Annotated in this window: 17 protein-coding genes and 1 rRNA gene; 14 read left to right on the top strand and 4 right to left on the bottom strand. The window is 71.0% G+C overall.

Annotated elements, in window-relative coordinates:
• The 9 genes from rrf to LIU39_RS29035 form a co-directional block, all read left to right on the top strand.
• A 5S ribosomal RNA gene (rrf, locus tag LIU39_RS35780) occupies nt 1-67 on the top strand; the annotation flags it as partial.
• Between the two features lie 129 nt (nt 68-196).
• Entirely contained in the window at nt 197-844 is a 648-nt protein-coding gene (locus LIU39_RS29000; RefSeq protein ID WP_227049899.1) for an HAD family hydrolase, read from the top strand.
• Nucleotides 845-930: 86 nt separating this feature from the next.
• Nucleotides 931-2,181, top strand: coding sequence for an MFS transporter (locus LIU39_RS29005; RefSeq protein ID WP_227049900.1), 1,251 nt, complete (start codon nt 931-933; stop codon nt 2,179-2,181).
• A complete protein-coding gene (locus LIU39_RS29010; protein WP_227049901.1) occupies nt 2,132-3,307 on the top strand; it encodes an acetoin utilization protein AcuC in 1,176 nt (391 codons plus the stop codon). The genes LIU39_RS29005 and LIU39_RS29010 overlap by 50 nt, the downstream gene beginning before the upstream one ends.
• A gap of 82 nt (nt 3,308-3,389) precedes the next feature.
• Nucleotides 3,390-4,205: a phosphatase gene (locus tag LIU39_RS29015; RefSeq protein WP_227049902.1), complete on the top strand. Its 816-nt coding sequence runs from the start codon at nt 3,390-3,392 to the stop codon at nt 4,203-4,205.
• Nucleotides 4,206-4,333: 128 nt separating this feature from the next.
• On the top strand, nt 4,334-4,543 hold the full coding sequence (locus LIU39_RS29020; RefSeq protein WP_227049903.1) for a helix-turn-helix domain-containing protein: 210 nt from the start codon (nt 4,334-4,336) through the stop codon (nt 4,541-4,543).
• A 118-nt stretch (nt 4,544-4,661) separates the two neighbouring features.
• On the top strand, nt 4,662-4,760 hold the full coding sequence (locus tag LIU39_RS29025; RefSeq protein ID WP_003948845.1) for a 30S ribosomal protein bS22: 99 nt from the start codon (nt 4,662-4,664) through the stop codon (nt 4,758-4,760).
• A gap of 218 nt (nt 4,761-4,978) precedes the next feature.
• The gene (locus LIU39_RS29030; protein ID WP_227049904.1) at nt 4,979-6,022 is read left to right on the top strand and encodes an NAD-dependent epimerase/dehydratase family protein; all 1,044 of its coding nucleotides are present in this window, start codon (nt 4,979-4,981) and stop codon (nt 6,020-6,022) included.
• A gap of 14 nt (nt 6,023-6,036) precedes the next feature.
• Entirely contained in the window at nt 6,037-7,038 is a 1,002-nt protein-coding gene (locus tag LIU39_RS29035) for a lysophospholipid acyltransferase family protein (protein ID WP_227049905.1), read from the top strand.
• 69 nt (nt 7,039-7,107) lie between these two features.
• Here LIU39_RS29035 and LIU39_RS29040 read toward each other — a convergent pair whose 3' ends face one another.
• The 4 genes from LIU39_RS29040 to LIU39_RS29055 all read right to left on the bottom strand — a co-directional run bounded on the left by LIU39_RS29040 (nt 7,108) and on the right by LIU39_RS29055 (nt 11,252).
• Nucleotides 7,108-8,310, bottom strand: a complete 1,203-nt coding sequence (locus LIU39_RS29040; RefSeq protein ID WP_227049906.1) for a DUF5667 domain-containing protein — start codon at nt 8,308-8,310, stop codon at nt 7,108-7,110.
• Nucleotides 8,311-8,602: 292 nt separating this feature from the next.
• On the bottom strand, nt 8,603-9,391 hold the full coding sequence (locus tag LIU39_RS29045; RefSeq protein WP_227049907.1) for an ECF subfamily RNA polymerase sigma factor, BldN family: 789 nt from the start codon (nt 9,389-9,391) through the stop codon (nt 8,603-8,605).
• Nucleotides 9,392-9,767: 376 nt separating this feature from the next.
• On the bottom strand, nt 9,768-10,652 hold the full coding sequence (locus LIU39_RS29050; RefSeq protein ID WP_227049932.1) for an HAD family hydrolase: 885 nt from the start codon (nt 10,650-10,652) through the stop codon (nt 9,768-9,770).
• Nucleotides 10,653-10,964: 312 nt separating this feature from the next.
• Nucleotides 10,965-11,252 (bottom strand): glutaredoxin family protein, encoded by a 288-nt coding sequence (locus LIU39_RS29055; protein WP_227049908.1) that lies wholly within the window; start codon nt 11,250-11,252, stop codon nt 10,965-10,967.
• Nucleotides 11,253-11,586: 334 nt separating this feature from the next.
• Between LIU39_RS29055 and LIU39_RS29060 the strand changes: the two genes are divergently transcribed.
• The 5 genes from LIU39_RS29060 to hemB all read left to right on the top strand — a co-directional run bounded on the left by LIU39_RS29060 (nt 11,587) and on the right by hemB (nt 17,416).
• On the top strand, nt 11,587-12,351 hold the full coding sequence (locus LIU39_RS29060; RefSeq protein WP_227049909.1) for a redox-sensing transcriptional repressor Rex: 765 nt from the start codon (nt 11,587-11,589) through the stop codon (nt 12,349-12,351).
• Nucleotides 12,352-12,424: 73 nt separating this feature from the next.
• The gene (locus LIU39_RS29065; RefSeq protein ID WP_227049910.1) at nt 12,425-13,795 is read left to right on the top strand and encodes a glutamyl-tRNA reductase; all 1,371 of its coding nucleotides are present in this window, start codon (nt 12,425-12,427) and stop codon (nt 13,793-13,795) included.
• Complete coding sequence (gene hemC, locus LIU39_RS29070; RefSeq protein ID WP_227049911.1) at nt 13,792-14,769, top strand: hydroxymethylbilane synthase; 978 nt, start codon at nt 13,792-13,794, stop codon at nt 14,767-14,769. The genes LIU39_RS29065 and hemC overlap by 4 nt, the downstream gene beginning before the upstream one ends.
• A complete protein-coding gene (locus LIU39_RS29075; RefSeq protein ID WP_227049912.1) occupies nt 14,766-16,424 on the top strand; it encodes a bifunctional uroporphyrinogen-III C-methyltransferase/uroporphyrinogen-III synthase in 1,659 nt (552 codons plus the stop codon). The genes hemC and LIU39_RS29075 overlap by 4 nt, the downstream gene beginning before the upstream one ends.
• Nucleotides 16,421-17,416 (top strand): porphobilinogen synthase, encoded by a 996-nt coding sequence (gene hemB, locus LIU39_RS29080; RefSeq protein WP_227049913.1) that lies wholly within the window; start codon nt 16,421-16,423, stop codon nt 17,414-17,416. The genes LIU39_RS29075 and hemB overlap by 4 nt, the downstream gene beginning before the upstream one ends.
• The last annotated feature ends 215 nt before the right edge of the window (nt 17,417-17,631 follow it).

Here is a 17,631-nt window from a genome sequence, read left to right on the forward strand (position 1 = left end):
AGCTAAGCCTTTCAGCGCCGATGGTACTGCAGAGGGGACTCTGTGGGAGAGTAGGACGCCGCCGAACAATTTTTGTGGAATGCCTCGTCGGGAACTTCGGTTCCCGGCGGGGCATTTCTGCATTTCCGGAACGAAACCGCACCCCGGGTGGATGGTTGGACCGTTGTCCGTCGGTCCCGGTCGGTACGCTCGGGCCATGCGCTACGACCTGGTCATTTTCGATAACGATGGTGTCCTTGTGGACAGCGAACCGATCTCCAACCGGATCCTGGCCGATTACCTCACCGAATTGGGCCACCCCACGACGTACGAGGAATCCGTACGGGATTACATGGGCGCCGCCGTGCACCGTATTCATGACACGGTGCTGGAGCGGTCCGGCGAGCGGTTGCCGGACGGGTTCGACGAGGACTTCCATGCGAGGGTGTTCGAGGCGTTCCGTAGGCAGCTGGAGCCGGTGCGTGGGGTGGCCGCGGTCCTGGACGAGCTGGTCGCCGAGGGGGTGGCGCACTGCGTCGGGTCGTCCGGCAGTCATGAGCGGATTCGCGTGGCGCTGCACAGGACCGGGTTGTTCGACCGGTTCGGGGACGGGCGGATATTTTCCGCGCAGGACGTGGGGCGTGGGAAGCCGGCGCCGGATCTGTTTCTGCATGCGGCGCGTGAGATGGGTGTGGCGCCCGAGCGATGTGCGGTCGTCGAGGACAGTCCGCTGGGTGTCCAGGCGGCGCGGGCGGCGGGGATGGACGTGTACGGCTTCACGGCGATGACCCCGGCCGGTCGGCTGGGCGACGCCACCGCGCTGTTCGCCGCCATGACGGAGCTGCCGGGGCTGCTGCTGCGGTAGCCCGTGCGGCGGCCGTGGCGTGCTCCCGGAATTGGTTGAGTGATCCATCTACCCAGCGGTAGCGGGGAGTTCTAGGCTGAGCGGCCATGACGGCGCCACTGGTTCCAGGAACGCTCGTGCGGCACGGCCGGGTCTCGCTCGCCCTCAGTTTCTTCATCCAGGGCACGGTCTTCGCCCTGCTCGTGACCAGGATCCCCGCGATCCAGGACCGCTACGGGATATCCGACGGCCTGCTGCCGGCCTTCCTGGCCGCGGTGCCGGTCCTCGCCGGTGTCGGCAGCGTGCTGACCGAGCATCTGGTGAAACGGGTACCGCCGAGCCGGGTGCTGCGCTGTATCCAGCCGGTGGTGTGCCTGGCGTTGCTGGCCGCGGGGTCGGCGGGCTCGATGGGGCAGGCGGCCGTGGCGCTGGCGGCGTTCGGGCTTTCGGTCGGCGCGCTGGACGCCTCGATGAACATGCTCGGGGTGAGCCTGCAGCGTGCGTACGGGCGGAGCATCATGCTCGGCTTCCACGCCGCGTACAGCCTGGGCGGCATCGTGGGTGCCTCGCTGGCCTGGGTGGGGGCGCACTGGCAGCTGTCGCTCGCGGTGCTCTACGGGCCGGTGGTGGCGGTGCTGGTGCCGCTGGCGCTGGTCGTCGGCCGGTGGTTCGTGGACGGGGCTGCCGGGCACGGTGCGGCGGGGCCGGCGGGCGGTGCGGGCGGGAAGGCGGCGGCCTCCGTGTCCATGCGGCTGCTGTTGCCGCTGTGCCTGGTGATGGCGTTCGCGTACATCGGGGACTCGACGGTCTCCAACTGGAGCGCGAAGTATCTGCAGGACGTGCTGGGGAGTTCGGAGCAGGTGGCGACGGTTCCGTACAACGTCTACATGGTCACCACGCTGCTCGGGCGGGCGGTCGGCGATCTGGGGGTGCGGCGGTTCGGGGCGGTCGCCGTGGTGCGGTGCGGGACGGTGGTCGCGGCGTGCGGGTTCGCCGTGGTGGCGGTGGCCCCCGGCGCCTGGGCGGGGATGGCGGGGTTCACGCTGCTGGGGGTCGGGCTGTGCGTGATCGTGCCGCAGACGTTCGCGGCCGCGGGGCGGCTGGCCGGTCCGGAGGCGTCGGACACCGCGATTGCCCGGCTGAACATTTTCAACTATGTGGGTTTTTTGGTGGGTTCGCCGCTGGTGGGTGCGCTCGGTGACGCCTGGAGCTACCGGGGCGCGATGCTCGTACCGATGCTGCTGGTGCTGGTGACGCTGGTGTACGCCCGGTCCTTCGGACCGCAGGCCGCCCGATACGGTGACCGTCATGAGCGGCCGCGCACAGCTGATGTGGGACGAGGCAGTAACGGGCTATGACTTCGGGCCCGGACACCCGATGGATCCGGTGCGGCTCGCACTGACCATGCGGTTGGTGGAGGCGTACGGGCTCGACGGCGCGCCTCTTGAGGTGGTCGCGGCCAAGCCGGCCGGTGACTCCACCCTGCGGCTTGTGCACCGCGAGGACTACATCGCCGCGGTGCGCGCCGCCTCGGCCGATCCGGCGGCGGCGGACGCCTCGTACGGCCTGGGGACGGCGGACGATCCGGCGTTCGCGGGGATGCACGAGGCGTCGGCGCTGATTGCGGGGCAATCGGTCGGCGCGGCGGAGGCGGTGGGGCGCGGCGACGTGCTGCATGCGGTGAACTTCGCCGGCGGCCTGCACCACGCCATGCCGGGCGGCGCGTCCGGCTTCTGCATCTACAACGACGCGGCGCTGGCCATCGCCCGGCTGCTGGAGCTGGGGGTGGAACGGGTCGCGTACGTGGACGTGGACGTGCACCACGGGGACGGCGTGCAGGCGGCGTTCTGGGAGGACCCGCGGGTTCTGACGGTGTCGCTGCACGAGCATCCGCGGACGCTGTTCCCGCAGACCGGCTGGCCGGAGGAGACCGGCGGGGACGGCGCGGAGGGCAGCGCGGTGAATGTGGCGCTGCCGGCCGGCACCGGGGACGAGGGCTGGCTGCGGGCCTTTCACGCGGTGGTGCCGGAGCTGCTCGGCGCGTTCCGGCCCCAGGTGCTGGTGACGCAGCACGGCGCGGACACCCACTTCGAGGACCCGCTCGCGCACCTGGCGGTGAGCATCGACGCGCAGCGTGCGGTGGCGGAGTCCTGTCACGCGCTGGCGCACGAGCACACGGACGGGCGGTGGGTCGCGCTCGGTGGCGGCGGCTATGCGGTGGCGGACGTCGTTCCGCGCAGCTGGACCCACCTGACCGCCATCGCCGCGGGCCGGCCGCTCGATCCGTCGTCGCGGATTCCGGAGGGCTGGCGGCACGAAGTATTCCGCAGGACACGGCAGTTGGCGCCGCAGCGGATGACCGACGGGCGCGCGCCGCACTGGCGGGACTTCGCCGAGGGCGGTTACGACCCGGCGGACCGGCTGGACCAGGCGATCCTGGCCACGCGGCGGGCGGTGTTCCCGGCGCACGGGCTGCTGCCGTGAGCCGGGAGGCGGTGCGTCCGGATGTGTGACTACCCGTCGGTTCGCTCTCCCGGCGGTTCGCCAACCATCCAGCATGGGGGCCGTGTTGAGGACCGGCGCGCTGCGTGCGCACCTGATCGCGGCGCGGCTCGCGGGGACCATCGCGACTCCGCGGGAGAAGAGCCTGGGCCGCTACCGGCTCTTTGCGGAGCGCGACCCCAGGGCGTTGCTGGGGCTCGACCCCGAACGGGACTGGCCGGTCGGTGAAGTGCTGCGGCTGATGGGGCGGAAGTGCGGGGTCTCGGCCGATCCCGCACTGAGATCCGGCCCCGATGTGATCGATCCGGACCGTACGATCGCGGGTCTGGACGCTTTCGCCGACCGGATCGGCGCGGCGGTCGCCCGTCGCGCTCCGGTGTTGATCGGTACCGGCCACCCGCACCGGCTGCTGGATTTCTACGCCGCCTTGGCGGACGCTCTCTCGTCAGTGGGTTGCACCGTCCTCACCCCCGCGTATGGCTTTCGTGTCGACATAGCGACCCGGTTCGGGGTACGCACGTACGCCCTGGACTACGTACGGGGAGTCGCGCTGATGCGCGAGCCCGGCGTGCGGGGCGCATCCGCAGAGGGGGGCGTGCACACCCATTCGCCCCTCCCGGTACGCACCGCGCTGGCGGCCGCTGCGGACGCGGTGGGGCCGCTCCCGGAACTGGTCATCGGGGACCACGGCTGGGTCTGCGGCGCAGGTCAGCTGGGCTTTGAGGCGATCGGCCTGGCGGATACGGACGATCCCGCGCTGTTCGTCGGACAGGCCGAGGGCCGGGTCTCGGCGGTGGTGCCGCTCGACGACGCCGTACGGTCCGCGCTCTACCGGCCCCTCACCCGCTATGTACTCAATCAGGCCAATCTGCCCCATTAGGCGGCCCTTCGCTGCTCCTCTTCCCCACTCGCATCACCCGCCCCTAAATTGGGGAGTGAGCGCATAGCGACGAAGAGTTACCGGAGGGGAAGCCGGTACCCGTCTTATGCGGAAGGTGCAGGTGTGGCATGGCTGCGGACCAGAAGCCTCTCAATGAGGTCGTGTTTCTGACAGTGGCGGAGGTCGCCACGGTAATGCGAGTGTCGAAGATGACCGTGTACCGCCTGGTACACAGTGGTCATCTGCCCGCGATCCGCGTGGGGAGGTCGTTCCGCGTGCCCGAGCAGGCGGTCCACGACTATCTCCGCGAGTCCTATGTGGGGGTCGAAACCGCCTGACGGACCTCTCGGACCCTCGGATTACGCCGTACGCCCGGCGCCGGGTAGGCTGGCCCGATGTAGGTAGTGTGGGCTCGGACGCCCCGCACCGAGTGATTCGAAGTGAGCGAGGGTAGTCGTGGGCTCTGTTATCAAGAAGCGGCGCAAGCGGATGGCCAAGAAGAAGCACCGCAAGCTGCTCAAGCGCACCCGTGTTCAGCGTCGTAACAAGAAGTAAGCGACGCTGATCGCGATTTCGCAGCCTCTCACCGCCTTGTGCGGTGGGGGGCTGCGGTGCGTTGTGGCGGGTCTCGGACGAGGTGAGGGGGCCGGTGGGGCGACAGCGGCGGGAAATGTAGCTCTGGGCAGCCTGAGGTCATCGCAGCGCAACAACGACCCGATAGCGTGGCCCGCACAGTTCGGACGGGGGCCGGGTGCGGGAAGGAAGGGCTGATCTTGGGCAAGGTCGTGCTCGTCACGGGAGTCGCGCGGCAACTGGCCGGCCGGTTCGTCCGACGGATCCGGCGCGACCCCGGCGTCGACAGGGTGATCGGGGTCGACGCGGTGGCCCCCGAGCACCATCTGGGCGGCGCCGAATTCCTCAAGGCCGATATCCGGCATCCGGCGATTGCCAGGGTGCTGGCCGAGACGGGTGTGGACACCGTCGTCCACATGGATATCAACGGCACGCCGCTCGGCAGCCGCGGCGGTCGGACCGCCGTCAAGGAAGCCAACGTCATCGGCACCATGCAGCTCCTCGGCGCCTGCCAGAAGGCCCCGCGTGTGCAGCGGCTGGTCATCAAGTCCACGACCAGCGTCTACGGCTCGGCGCCCCGCGACCCGGCCGTCTTCAGTGAGAACACCCCGCCCAAGTCGCTGCCCGGTGGCGGGTTCGCCAAGGACGCCGTCGAGGTCGAGGGGTACGTGCGGGGCTTCGCCCGGCGCCGCCCGGACGTCGCGGTGTGCGTCCTGCGCTTCGCCAACATCCTCGGGCCGTGCGCGGATTCGCCGCTCGCCGATTACTTCGCGCTGCCGGTGCTGCCGACCGTCCTCGGCTACGACCCGCGGCTCCAGTTCGTGCACGAGGACGACGCCCTGGAGGTCCTGCGGATCGCCGCGTCCGAACCGCGCCGCGGGACGCTGAACAGCGGCACGTTCAATATCGCGGGCGACGGCGTGCTGCTGCTGTCGCAGACCTCCCGGCGGCTGGGGCGGCCCACGCTGCCGCTGTTCCTGCCGACGGTCACCTGGGCGGGTACGGCGCTGCGTTCCGTCGGCATCACGGACTTCTCCCCCGAACAGATCCGGCTGCTCACGCACGGCCGGGTCGTCCAGACGACGCAGATGCGCGAGACACTGGGATTCCACCCGCAGTACACGACGGCGGAGACCTTCGCGGAATTCGCCCGCAGCCGCGGACCCGGGCTGCTCCCGCCCGCGTCCCTCGCCCGCACCGTCGACCGGCTCGCCGGCGTGCTGCCCGCACGTCCGGCCCAGTGAGGAGTTCACGCACGATGGCGGACGCCAAGGTCATTCCCTTCGGTGAGGAGCCGCGGGCGCGTCGCAAGGCCAGGCGGTCGGCGCGCGCCTCGGGCACGGCCGCGCTGACCCCCGTACCGGAGGCGCGGACCGGCGCACCGCAGCCGGAGCCCGGCCGTCCCACGGTGCGCGGCGGGCAGTCCCTGGACGAACGGATCGCGGGCGGGCTGAGCTTCCTGCGCCGCCGGCTCACCGGTGAGTACGAGGTCGACGACTTCGGCTACGACGAGGAGCTGACCGATCAGGTCCTGATGTCGCTGCTCCGCCCGTTCGCCGAGAAGTACTTCCGGGTCGAGGTGAAGGGGATCGAGAACATCCCCGCGGACGGCGGCGCGCTGGTCGTCGCCAACCACTCCGGAACACTGCCGCTGGACGGCCTGATGCTCCAGGTCGCGGTGCACGATCACCACCCGGCCGAGCGCCATCTGCGGCTGCTGGCGGCCGACCTGGTCTTCGTGCTGCCGATCGTCAATGCGCTGGCCCGCAAGGCCGGGCACACGCTCGCCTGTGCCGAGGACGCGCAACGGCTGCTGGAGCGCGGGGAGATCGTCGGGGTGATGCCGGAGGGGTTCAAGGGCATCGGCAAGCCCTTCGCCGACCGGTACAAACTGCAGCGTTTCGGGCGGGGCGGTTTCGTCTCGACCGCACTGCGTGCCGGGGTGCCGATCGTGCCGTGCTCGATCGTGGGCGCCGAGGAGATCTACCCGATGATCGGGAACGCCAAGACGCTGGCGCGGGTGCTGGGACTGCCGTACTTCCCCGTCACGCCGACGTTCCCGTGGCTCGGGCCGCTGGGTGCGGTGCCGCTGCCGACGAAGTGGACGATCCAGTTCGGCGAGCCGATCGCGACGGACGGCTATCCGCCGGAGGCGGCCGACGACCCGATGCTGATGTTCAACCTGACCGACCAGGTACGCGAAACGATTCAGCACACGCTCTACAAGCTGCTCGTGCAGCGCCGTTCGGTGTTCTTCTGAGCCTGCGTTCCCGATGGGAGCAGGTGCCGGCGGCGGATGGTGAGGCGGGCCGCCGCCGGCCTGACAGGGTCAGTCGCCGCTGTGCTCGCCGTTGATGCCCAGACCAGGAAGCAGCCCGGGGATCAGCGGCGGGAGGGTGACGCCGGGCATGCCCGAGGTGCCCTTGCCGCTGTCGTGGGACGGGCCGTCGGCGCCGTCCTTGTCCGGCGGGTCGAGCAGGTGGCCCGCGGCGCCGCCGAGCAGACCTTCGTTCTCGGACGGTGAGGCCGACGGCCGGGGTGCGTCGTGCGAGCCGGCGCTGTGCTTGCCCGACGGGGCGTGGCCGTCCGACGGCTTCGGGTGCTCGGGCCGGCCCGTTCCGCTGTCAGGCGCGGGCGGGGCGGCGCGGTGGCGGCCCGCCTTCTCCGGGGTGGGCAGCAGCGAGCGGAGCGGTTTGACCTCCTCGACCATGGCGTCCATGACCGAGCTGACCTCGTCCCTGACGTCCGTGAGCTGGGCCGGGAGCCGGTCACGGAGCTGCGACCAGGTCTCGTGGTGCGAGGTGGTGAAGGAGTTGAGGGCCTGGATGGGACCGAGCGAGCCGTCGCGTTCGTACGCGGCGTGCAGCAGGCGGTGGCCTTCGCCTGCGTCGTGAGTGACGCCGGAGAGTGCTCTTCGGACCTCGCCGAGGGATTCGTGGTCGAGGTCGGCGACCCGGCCGCGCTCCATCAGACGGCGGGCTTCGAGGAGGCGGGTGGATGCCTGGTCGAGGAGGAGGCGTCCGCGGTCGGCGTCGTCGTCGGTCATGCCGAGCTTGAAGTCCTCCATCCCGCGCTTGAGGCCGTAGAGGGAGTCGCCGGGCAGGGCGTCGGAGCTGGCGGCGGCGACACCGCTGAACGCGCCTGCGGCGACGCCCACGGTCAGTCCGCCCGCTGCGAGCCCTTTGGTGAGCCGGGAGCGGGGGCGCATCTTGCCGAGCTGCTTCGCCGCGCGGTGACCGCCTTTGGGAGTGCGTTGCTCGGGCACCCTGGCACCGTCGGACGGAGCGCCTTCGGCGAAGGCGGCCTCCATCGCGGCGATGAGCTGGGCGCGCTGGACAGTCTTGACCTCGGTGGCCAATTCCGGCTTCGGGAGCTCCCCGAGGCCGTCCGCCACCGCCAACAGCCGTGCTTCACCCGGCGCTTGGGCCGGTGTGTCGACCTGGTCCTCGGTCGCCGCGCCCTTGGGGACCTGCTCCTCCAGGGCCTGGGCGAAGGCGTTGGCCCGCCGGTGCACCGAGATGTTCACGATCACGGGCGGCACCTCCTCTCGTCATCCCGCTCGACTCCCCGGACTGGCTTTGACTATCCAGATGGACCGGACGGTTGCACGCCGATGCCCGCGGCCACTCGGTTGAGTGAGAGGCAGCGGACATGGCGTGACCGCATGGAGCCTGCATCCCGGACAACGAGCGGCGCGGCACACGGGTTACGCACTCACGATGATCTGACCGACAGGACACGACCGGTCGCGAAGAGTGACGGAACTCCGGCGCAGAGCGGGCCGGAAAGCGAACGGAGGGGTGGGGGTGGCGGGTTGGTGGGGGTCAGCGGGCGTCTTCGGGCAGCAGCCGTGCCAGGGTGCGCACCGCGCGGTACTGGAGGGTCTTGATCGCGCCTTCGTTCTTGCCCATGACGCGGGCGGTCTCGGCGACGGACAGGCCCTGCAGGAAGCGCAGTGTCACGCATTCCTGCTGCTGGGGGTTGAGCTTGCGGACCGCTTCCAGCAGGGCGGCGTTGGAGAGGGATTCGAGGACGGAGTCCTCGGGGCTGCGCTCGACCTCGTTGGCGTCGAGCATCTCGCCGGTGGTGACTTCCAGCCGGAATCGCGAGGACTTGAAGTGGTCGGCGACGAGATTGCGGGCGATCGTCACCAGCCAGGCGCCGAAGTCACGGCCCTGCCAGGTGAAGGTGCCGATGCGGCGCAGCGCCCGCAGGAAGGTCTCGCTGGTCAGGTCTTCGGCGGTGGCCCGCCCGCCGACGCGGTAGTAGATGTAGCGGTAGACCGTGTCGGCGTACTGGTCGTAGAGGCGGCCGAAGGCTTCGGCTTCTCCGGACTGGGCGCGTTCGACGAGGTCCATCATGCGACGGCTGTCGCTGTCGGCGGGGCGCCGGGTGGTGGTCGTGCCGGTGCCGGAGCGGCGCGATCTGCCGACGGGTGCGGCCTTGCCGACCGCAGCGCTCCCGTCGGCCAGGGCGTAGCAGGGGCCGGCGGGGACGGCTGAGGCGAATGCGGGGACGGCGTACGCGGTGGGGACAAAACTGCGCAGGTGGTCGACGAGTGTCGTACGCAGCGTAGCCAGGCCCGAGGCGTCAACCCCGACGTGTGGGTACACGGGACTCCCAGAGGCAGAGCTTCCATCACGTGCAGTGCGGGACCGTTCACTCGTCGTAGGGACGTGTGGGTTCCGGATTGCGTCTGAGGAGAATAACGCTTCGTATAGGCAGCGCTACACCCAGTTGTTCAAATCATCGATTACTTACGGACCGTGCCGGGTTCGTGGCAGATCAAGTATCGATTACTGAGCAGCTTTTGATCGGAAGGTGACGCAATCTGCCTGGTTGGAAGGCGTGTTGTGGTTGAGCGCCAGTAATGGGACTGACGGCGGCGCGCCGGGGGTAGGCCGACGGGATGGGCCGGATCGCCGCCCGGCGATCAATCCTGGTCAGGGGCGGTGCCGCGGCGGAACCACGAGCGTGGTGGCGGCCGGGTCAGCGGCGGCGGCGCTGGAGGGCGGCGGCGGCCGCAGCGCCGCCCGCGAGGGCGCCCAGGCCGGCGGCCGCGGGGATGCCGATTCTGGCGGCCTTGCGGCCCGTTCGATAGTCGCGCAGCCGCCAGCCCTGCTCTCCGGCGTGCTTGCGCAGCCGGCTGTCGGGGTTGATCGCGTAGGGGTGGCCGACGAGCGACAGCATCGGGATGTCGTTGGCGGAGTCGCTGTAGGCGGCGCAGCGGGAGAGCTCCAGGCCCTCGGCGGCGGCGAGCGCGCGGACCGCTTCGGCCTTGGCCGGGCCGTGCAGCGGTTCGCCCACCAACTTGCCGGTGTAGACGCCGCCGACGGACTCGGCGACGGTGCCCAGGGCGCCGGTCAGGCCGAGCCTGCGGGCGATGATCGTCGCGGTCTCGACCGGTGCCGCGGTCACCAGCCAGACCTTCTGGCCCGCGTCGAGGTGGGCCTGGGCCAGCGCCCGGGTGCCGGGCCAGACGCGTTCGGCCATGTACTCGTCGTAGATCTCCTCGCCCATGGACATCAGCTCGGAGACGCGGTGGCCCTGCACGATGGACAGTGCGCTGTTGCGGACGTCGGCCATGTGCTCGGGGTTCTCCGAGCCGGCCAGCCGGAAGTAGATCTGCTGCCAGGCGAAGCGGGCCAGGTCGCGCTTGTGGAAGAAGTGCCGCTTGTAGAGGCCGCGGCCGAAGTGGAAGAGCGCGGCGCCCTGCATGACGGTGTTGTCGAGGTCGAAGAAGGCCGCTGCGGCCACGTCTCCGACGACCGGGAACTCGGGCTCGTCGGGCGTCTCGTCGGCGGCCTCGTCCTCGGTCCTGGCCTCCTGCGAGGTCTTGCGGGCGGCTTCCGCGGCCGCCTCGCCGGCCAGCACGCTGCGCGCGGTGGCGGGCCGCCGGTGGCGGGAGAACCAGCCTGCGGGGGAGGGAACGGCGGGGCGGGGCCGGTCGGGCTGCTGGTCGGGCGACGGTGTTTGGGGGGGCGTCCCGGAGGGATTCCTACCGGGGCGGTGGTCGGGCGACGGTGTTTGGGGGGGCGTCCCGAAGGGGTTCCTACCGGGGCGGTGGTCGGGCGACGGGAGGGCCATACCGCTAGCGTAGCCAGTTTGTTCGGTGGTTCCGGTTACGGCCTTGTGTCGGGCAACCGGTGATCGGCCGACGGCGGGGCGGCGGCCGCGGGCGGGGGTTCAGGCGCCCAGTGCGGTGCGCAGGCGCTTGGGGTCCACGCGCCAGAAATCGTGCTGGGCGCCGTCGACGAGGATGACCGGAATCTGCTCCCAGTACTTGTGGTGGAGGTCGGAGTCCTGGGTGATGTCCTTCTTCTCCCAGGAGGCGCCGGTCTCGGCGCACACCGTCTCGATCACGGCCTGGGCGGCGTCGCAGAGATGGCAGCCGGGCTTCCCGATCAGGGTGACCGTGCGCTCTGCGGGGTTCTTGCGGGTGCTGCGGCTGAACATGCCGAACGAGGGGGCCATGCGGCCATTGTGCCCCGGGTCGCCGCGGTTCTGAGGTGGCCTGGGGTCGACTACCATCGGTGGGCGATTTGTAGGTTTCCGGGGGCATAGCGGTGAGGAGTGAGGGCGCGTGCTCCCGTCGGCGAACCTCCGTGACCTGCGGGAAGCGGGTGAACGGCGTGACCTGGGAGTTGGTTCCGGGAAGGGCCGGAAAAGCCGCGTGACACCGGTCACTTTGGCCAGACAAAGCGGACATCATCTTTGTGCACGCGTTCACAAAGACATAGCCTGCTGTCGACGGGGCGGTCGGGTGACGCACGGCCGCCCGCAGCCCCGCTCTACCCGCAGGAGCACCGTGGCAACTGGCCGAACTCACCGACCGGCGACCCGAAGCCGAGGCATTCCCGAGGCCACTGTCGCCCGGCTACCGCTGTATCTGCGTGCACTGACCGCGCTCTCCGAGCGCTCGGTCCCCACGGTCTCCTCCGAGGAACTCGCCGCGGCGGCGGGGGTCAACTCCGCCAAGCTGCGCAAGGACTTCTCCTACCTCGGCTCGTACGGGACGCGGGGCGTCGGGTACGACGTGGAGTATCTCGTCTACCAGATCTCGCGGGAACTCGGCCTCACCCAGGATTGGCCGGTTGTCATCGTCGGTATCGGAAATCTCGGCGCCGCGCTCGCCAATTACGGCGGTTTCGCGTCCCGCGGGTTCCGGGTCGCCGCGCTCATCGATGCCGACCCGGCCATGGCGGGAAAGCCGGTCGCCGGCATCGCGGTGCAGCACACCGACGAGCTGGAGCACATCATCGAGGACAACGGCGTCTCGATCGGCGTGATCGCGACCCCCGCGGGCGCCGCCCAGCAGGTCTGCGACCGCCTGGTAGCCGCCGGTGTCACCTCGATCCTCAACTTCGCGCCGACCGTACTGACCGTCCCGGACGGGGTGGACGTACGGAAGGTCGACCTGTCCATAGAACTGCAGATTCTCGCCTTCCACGAGCAGCGCAAGGCCGGGGAGGACAGCGTGCAGGACAGCGGTCCGCCGGCCCCCGCGGCCCGTACCGCCGCAGCCGACCGCAAGGGACCTGACGGGGACGTGCCCGCCGTGATGCCGGCATGAGCGAGCGCAGCGAGCGGATCATGGAAAGGTGCGTCACAGGCGAAGGCTGTGGCTCGCGAGGCGAGGTGCGAGCATGAGTCTCCTGGTCGTCGGACTGAGTCACCGGAGCGCGCCGGTGAGCGTGCTGGAGCGGGCCGCGCTGGCGCCCGACGCACGCGGCAAGCTGCTGCAGGACACGGTGTCCGCCGAGCCCGCGAGCGAGGCGGCGGTGCTGTCCACCTGCAACCGCATCGAGCTGTACGCGGACGTGGACAAGTTCCACGCCGGGGTCGCCGAGCTGTCCACCCTGCTGGCCCGGCACGGCGGCGCCGGCCTGGAGGAGCTGACCCCTCACCTCTACGTCCATTACGAGGACCGCGCCGTCCACCACCTCTTCTCGGTGGCCTGCGGCCTGGACTCGATGGTCGTCGGCGAGGGCCAGATTCTCGGCCAGATCAAGGACGCGCTGGCCGTCGCGCAGGAACAGCACACCGCGGGACGGCTGCTCAACGACCTCTTCCAGCAGGCGCTCCGGGTCGGCAAGCGCGCGCACAGCGAGACCGGCATCGACAAGGCCGGGCAGTCGCTGGTGACCTTCGGCCTCGAACAGCTCGCGGGCGGTCCGGACGTCGAGGCGTGGGCGCACGGCAAGCGGGCCCTGGTCATCGGCGCCGGATCGATGTCCTCGCTGGCCGCCACCACCCTCGTACGGGCCGGTGTCGGCGAACTGGCTGTCGCCAACCGGACCCTGGAGCGGGCCGAGCGGCTGACGGGGATCCTCACCGAGCCGGGCGGCCCCGGCGCCGCGAACGGGCTGCGGGCCCGCGCGGTGGCGATGGACGCCGTCGGCGCGGAGCTGCCGCTCGCCGACATCGTGGTCTCCTGTACCGGCGCGACCGGTCTGGTGCTCGGCGCCGAAGCGGTCGCCGCCGCCCGCGCCGGACGCACCGACGGCACGGCGCTGCTCGACCTCGCCATGCCGCGCGACATCGACGCCGCGGTCCACCGGATCGAGGGCGCGCATCTCGTCGACATCGAGTCGCTCGCGGACGCGTCGGCCGACGCGCCCATGGCGGCCGACGTGGACAAGGTGCGCGGCCTCGTCTCCGAGGAGGTCGCCGCCTTCGGCGCGGCCCAGCGGGCGGCGCACATCACCCCCACCGTGGTCGCCCTGCGCACCATGGCGGCGGACGTCGTCGCGGGCGAGATCGCCCGGCTCGACGGCCGCCTCCCCGACCTTGACGACAAGCAACGCGCGGAGATCACCCAGACCGTGCGCCGGGTCGTCGACAAACTCCTGCACGCGCCCACCGTGCGGGTCAAGCAGCTCGCGAGCGAGCCCGGCGGCGCCGGGTACGCGGACGCGCTGCGGGAACTCTTCGACCTCGACCCCGAGACGGTCGCCGCCGTCAGCAGGGCCGATACGCGGGCCGACAGGCACGATGCAGCACGGGAGCGGGCATGACTGACAGCACTATGAGAGCCCTGAGACTGGGCACACGGCGGAGCAAGCTCGCCATGGCCCAGTCCGGACAGGTCGCCGATGCGGTGCGCGAGCTGACGGGCCGTCCCGTCGAGCTGGTGGAGATCACCACGTACGGCGACACCTCCCGCGAGCACCTCGCGCAGATCGGCGGTACCGGCGTCTTCGTCTCCGCGCTGCGCGATGCCCTGCTCGGCGGGGAGATCGACTTCGCGGTCCACTCGCTGAAGGACCTGCCGACCGCGCAGCCCGACACCCTCACGCTGGCCGCCGTGCCGCTGCGCGAGGACCCCCGGGACGCGCTGATCGCCAGGGACGGGCTGACCTTCGAGGAACTGCCCGACGGCGCGCGGGTGGGCACCGGCTCCCCGCGGCGGATGGCGCAGCTCAATGCCTGGGCCACGGCGCTGGGCCGCCGGATCGAGACGGTCCCGATACGCGGGAACATCGACACCCGGATCGGCTTCGTCGAAACGGGCGAGCTGGACGGCGTCGTACTGGCCGCCGCCGGGCTCTCCCGGCTCGGCCGGATCGGCGAGGTGACGCAACTGCTGTCGCCCGACCTGGTTTTGCCCGCCCCCGGCCAGGGGGCACTGGCGGTCGAGTGCGCTGCGTCCAACGCAGACCTCGCCGCCCAGCTCGCCGGACTCGACGACCCGTTCACCCGGGCCGCCGTGACCGCCGAGCGTTCCCTGCTCGCCGCCCTGGAGGCCGGCTGCTCCGCACCTGTGGGTGCGCTGGCCGACCTGCAGGTTGACGAACAGGCTGCCACCGAAATGCGCCTGCGCGGCGTCGTCGGCACGACCGACGGCAGCGCGCTGGTGCAGCTGTCCACCACCGGGCACGTACCCGCCTCTCCCGACGACTTCACGACGCCGCAGCACATGGGCCGTGAACTCGCCGCCGAGATGCTCGCAAAGGGTGCGGCCGGTCTTATGGGGGAGCGAGCACTTTGAACCCCACCGTCCCGAACCACTCCGCCTCCGGCCAGGTCACCTTCCTCGGTGCCGGGCCGGGAGATCCCGGTCTGCTGACGCTGCGTGCCGTGGAGGCGCTGGCCCAGGCGGACGTGCTGATCGCCGACCCGCAGGTGCTGGACGTCGTACGCGTACATGCCAGGGCTCAGGTGGACACACCACTGCAGGCGGCAGCTGACGAGGCGTCAAGTCCCGTCATGCCCGCCGAAGTTTCGTCTCTGCGTGACACCGCCAATCTTGTCATGGCGGCCGCGCGCACCGGCAAGCGGGTCGTGCGTGCCGTGACCGGTGACCCCGGTCTGGACGGCAACGTCGCCGAGGAGATGCTGGCCTGCGCGTCCGAGGGCATCGCCTTCGAGGTCGTGCCGGGTATCGCCGCGGCCGTGGGCGTGCCCGCGTACGCCGGCGTGCCGCTGCGCGACGCCGAGGGCACCGATGTCCGCTTCGTCGACGCGCGTACCGCAGGGGACCGCTGCTGGACGGAGCTGGGCGCCAGCGACGCCACCGCGGTCGTCTCCACCACCCTCGACTCGGTGGCCGCGGCCGCCGGCGAGCTGGTGGCCGCGGGCCGCAAGCCCGACACCCCGCTCACCGTCACCATCGCGGGCACCACCACCCGGCAGCGCACCTGGACCGCGACCCTCGGGTCCGTCGCCCAGATGCTCAAGGCCGCCAAGGTGCTGCCCTCGCCCGACGGCGGCCAGCCGGTCATAGCCGTGGTCGGTGAGCGCAGCGCCGCAGCGCAGCGCGACCAGCTGTCGTGGTTCGAGTCCAAGCCGCTGTTCGGCTGGCGGGTGCTCGTACCGCGCACGAAGGAGCAGGCCGCGTCGCTCTCCGACCAGCTCGTCTCGTACGGCGCGGTGCCGCACGAGGTCCCGACGATCGCCGTCGAACCGCCGCGCACCCCGCAGCAGATGGAGCGGGCGGTCAAGGGCCTGGTCACCGGCCGGTACGAGTGGATCGCCTTCACCTCGGTCAACGCCGTCAAGGCGGTCCGGGAGAAGTTCGAGGAATACGGCCTCGATGCGCGGGCGTTCGCCGGCATCAAGGTCGCCGCGGTCGGCGAGCAGACCGCCAAGGCGCTGATCGCCTTCGGCGTGAAGCCCGACCTGGTGCCGTCCGGCGAGCAGTCGGCGGCCGGCCTCCTGGAGGACTGGCCGCCCTACGACGCGGTCTTCGACCCGATCGACCGGGTCTTCCTGCCGCGCGCCGACATCGCCACCGAGACCCTGGTGGCCGGCCTGATCGAGCTGGGCTGGGAGGTCGACGACGTCACCGCCTACCGGACGGTGCGCGCCTCGCCGCCGCCGGCCGAGACCCGTGAGGCGATCAAGGGCGGCGGCTTCGACGCGGTGCTCTTCACCTCGTCGTCGACCGTCCGCAACCTCGTGGGGATCGCGGGCAAGCCGCACAACGTGACGGTGATCGCCTGTATCGGCCCGGCCACCGCCAAGACCGCCGAGGAGCACGGGCTGCGCGTGGACGTCATGTCGCCCGAGCCCTCGGTCCACAAACTGGCCGAAGCGCTCGCGGACTTCGGGGCGGCGCGGCGCGATGCCGCGGTGGAGGCCGGCGACCCGGTCACCCGCCCCAGCGAGCGGCGGCCCGGATCACGTAGGAGGGCTCGCAGTTGAGCAGCAGTACGTACGGAACGTTTCCCGGCGCGCGGCCGCGGCGGCTTCGCACCAGCCCCGCCATGCGCCGGATGGTCGCCGAACACCGGCTGCACCCGGCCGACCTGATCCTCCCGGCGTTCGTCCGGGAGGACATTTCGGAGCCGGTGCCGATCTCGGCGATGCCCGGGGTCGTGCAGCACACGCGGGACTCCCTGCGGAAGGCGGCCGTCGAGGCGCTGGAGGCCGGGGTCTCGGGGATCATGCTCTACGGCGTTCCCGATGACGCCAAGAAGGACGCCCAGGGCACGGCGGGCACGGACCCGGACGGCATCCTTCAGGTCGCCATCCGCGACGTGAAGGCCGAGGTCGGCGACGATCTCGTCGTCATGTCGGACCTGTGCCTGGACGAGTTCACCGACCACGGCCACTGCGGTGTCCTGGACGCCGACGGCCGGGTCGACAACGACGCGACCCTGGAGCGCTACGCCGAGATGGCGCAGGTCCAGGCGGACGCGGGGGTCCACGTGGTGGGCCCCAGCGGCATGATGGACGGCCAGGTCGGCGTCATCCGTGACGCGCTGGACCAGACCGGCCACGAGGACGTGTCGATCCTCGCCTACACCGCGAAGTACTCGTCGGCGTTCTACGGGCCCTTCCGCGAGGCCGTCGGCTCGTCGCTCAAGGGCGACCGCAAGACGTACCAACAGGACCCGGCCAACCTCCGGGAGTCCCTGCGTGAGCTGGCGCTCGACCTCGACGAGGGCGCCGACATGGTCATGGTCAAGCCGGGGCTGCCGTACCTCGACGTGCTGGCGAAGATCGCGGACACGGTGGACGTACCGGTCGCGGCGTACCAGATCTCCGGCGAGTACGCGATGATCGAGGCGGCGGCGGAGAAGGGCTGGATCGACCGCGACCGGGCGATCCTGGAGTCCCTGACCGGCATCAAGCGGGCCGGCGCCAACATGATCCTCACCTACTGGGCGACCGAGGTCGCACGGTGGCTGTGAGGACGGAAGGGCTGCCTGCGCGGGCCGAGCCCGCTGGGCCCGCACGGGACTGAGCAAGGCTGAAATGAGTTTGGGCGGACGCCCGGTGACTGTTGTGGCAGTCGCCGGGCGTTTGTGTGTGCAGGGGCGGGCGATCGTAGGTGGTCCGTGGGGCGGAGGCCAGGGGCGCGGCGGGGATATCCACAGGGCGGGGAGCGGTCCGTGCCGGACTGAGA

This window comes from Streptomyces pinistramenti (assembly GCF_020564935.1).
Taxonomy (GTDB): Bacteria; Actinomycetota; Actinomycetes; order Streptomycetales; family Streptomycetaceae; genus Streptomyces; species Streptomyces pinistramenti.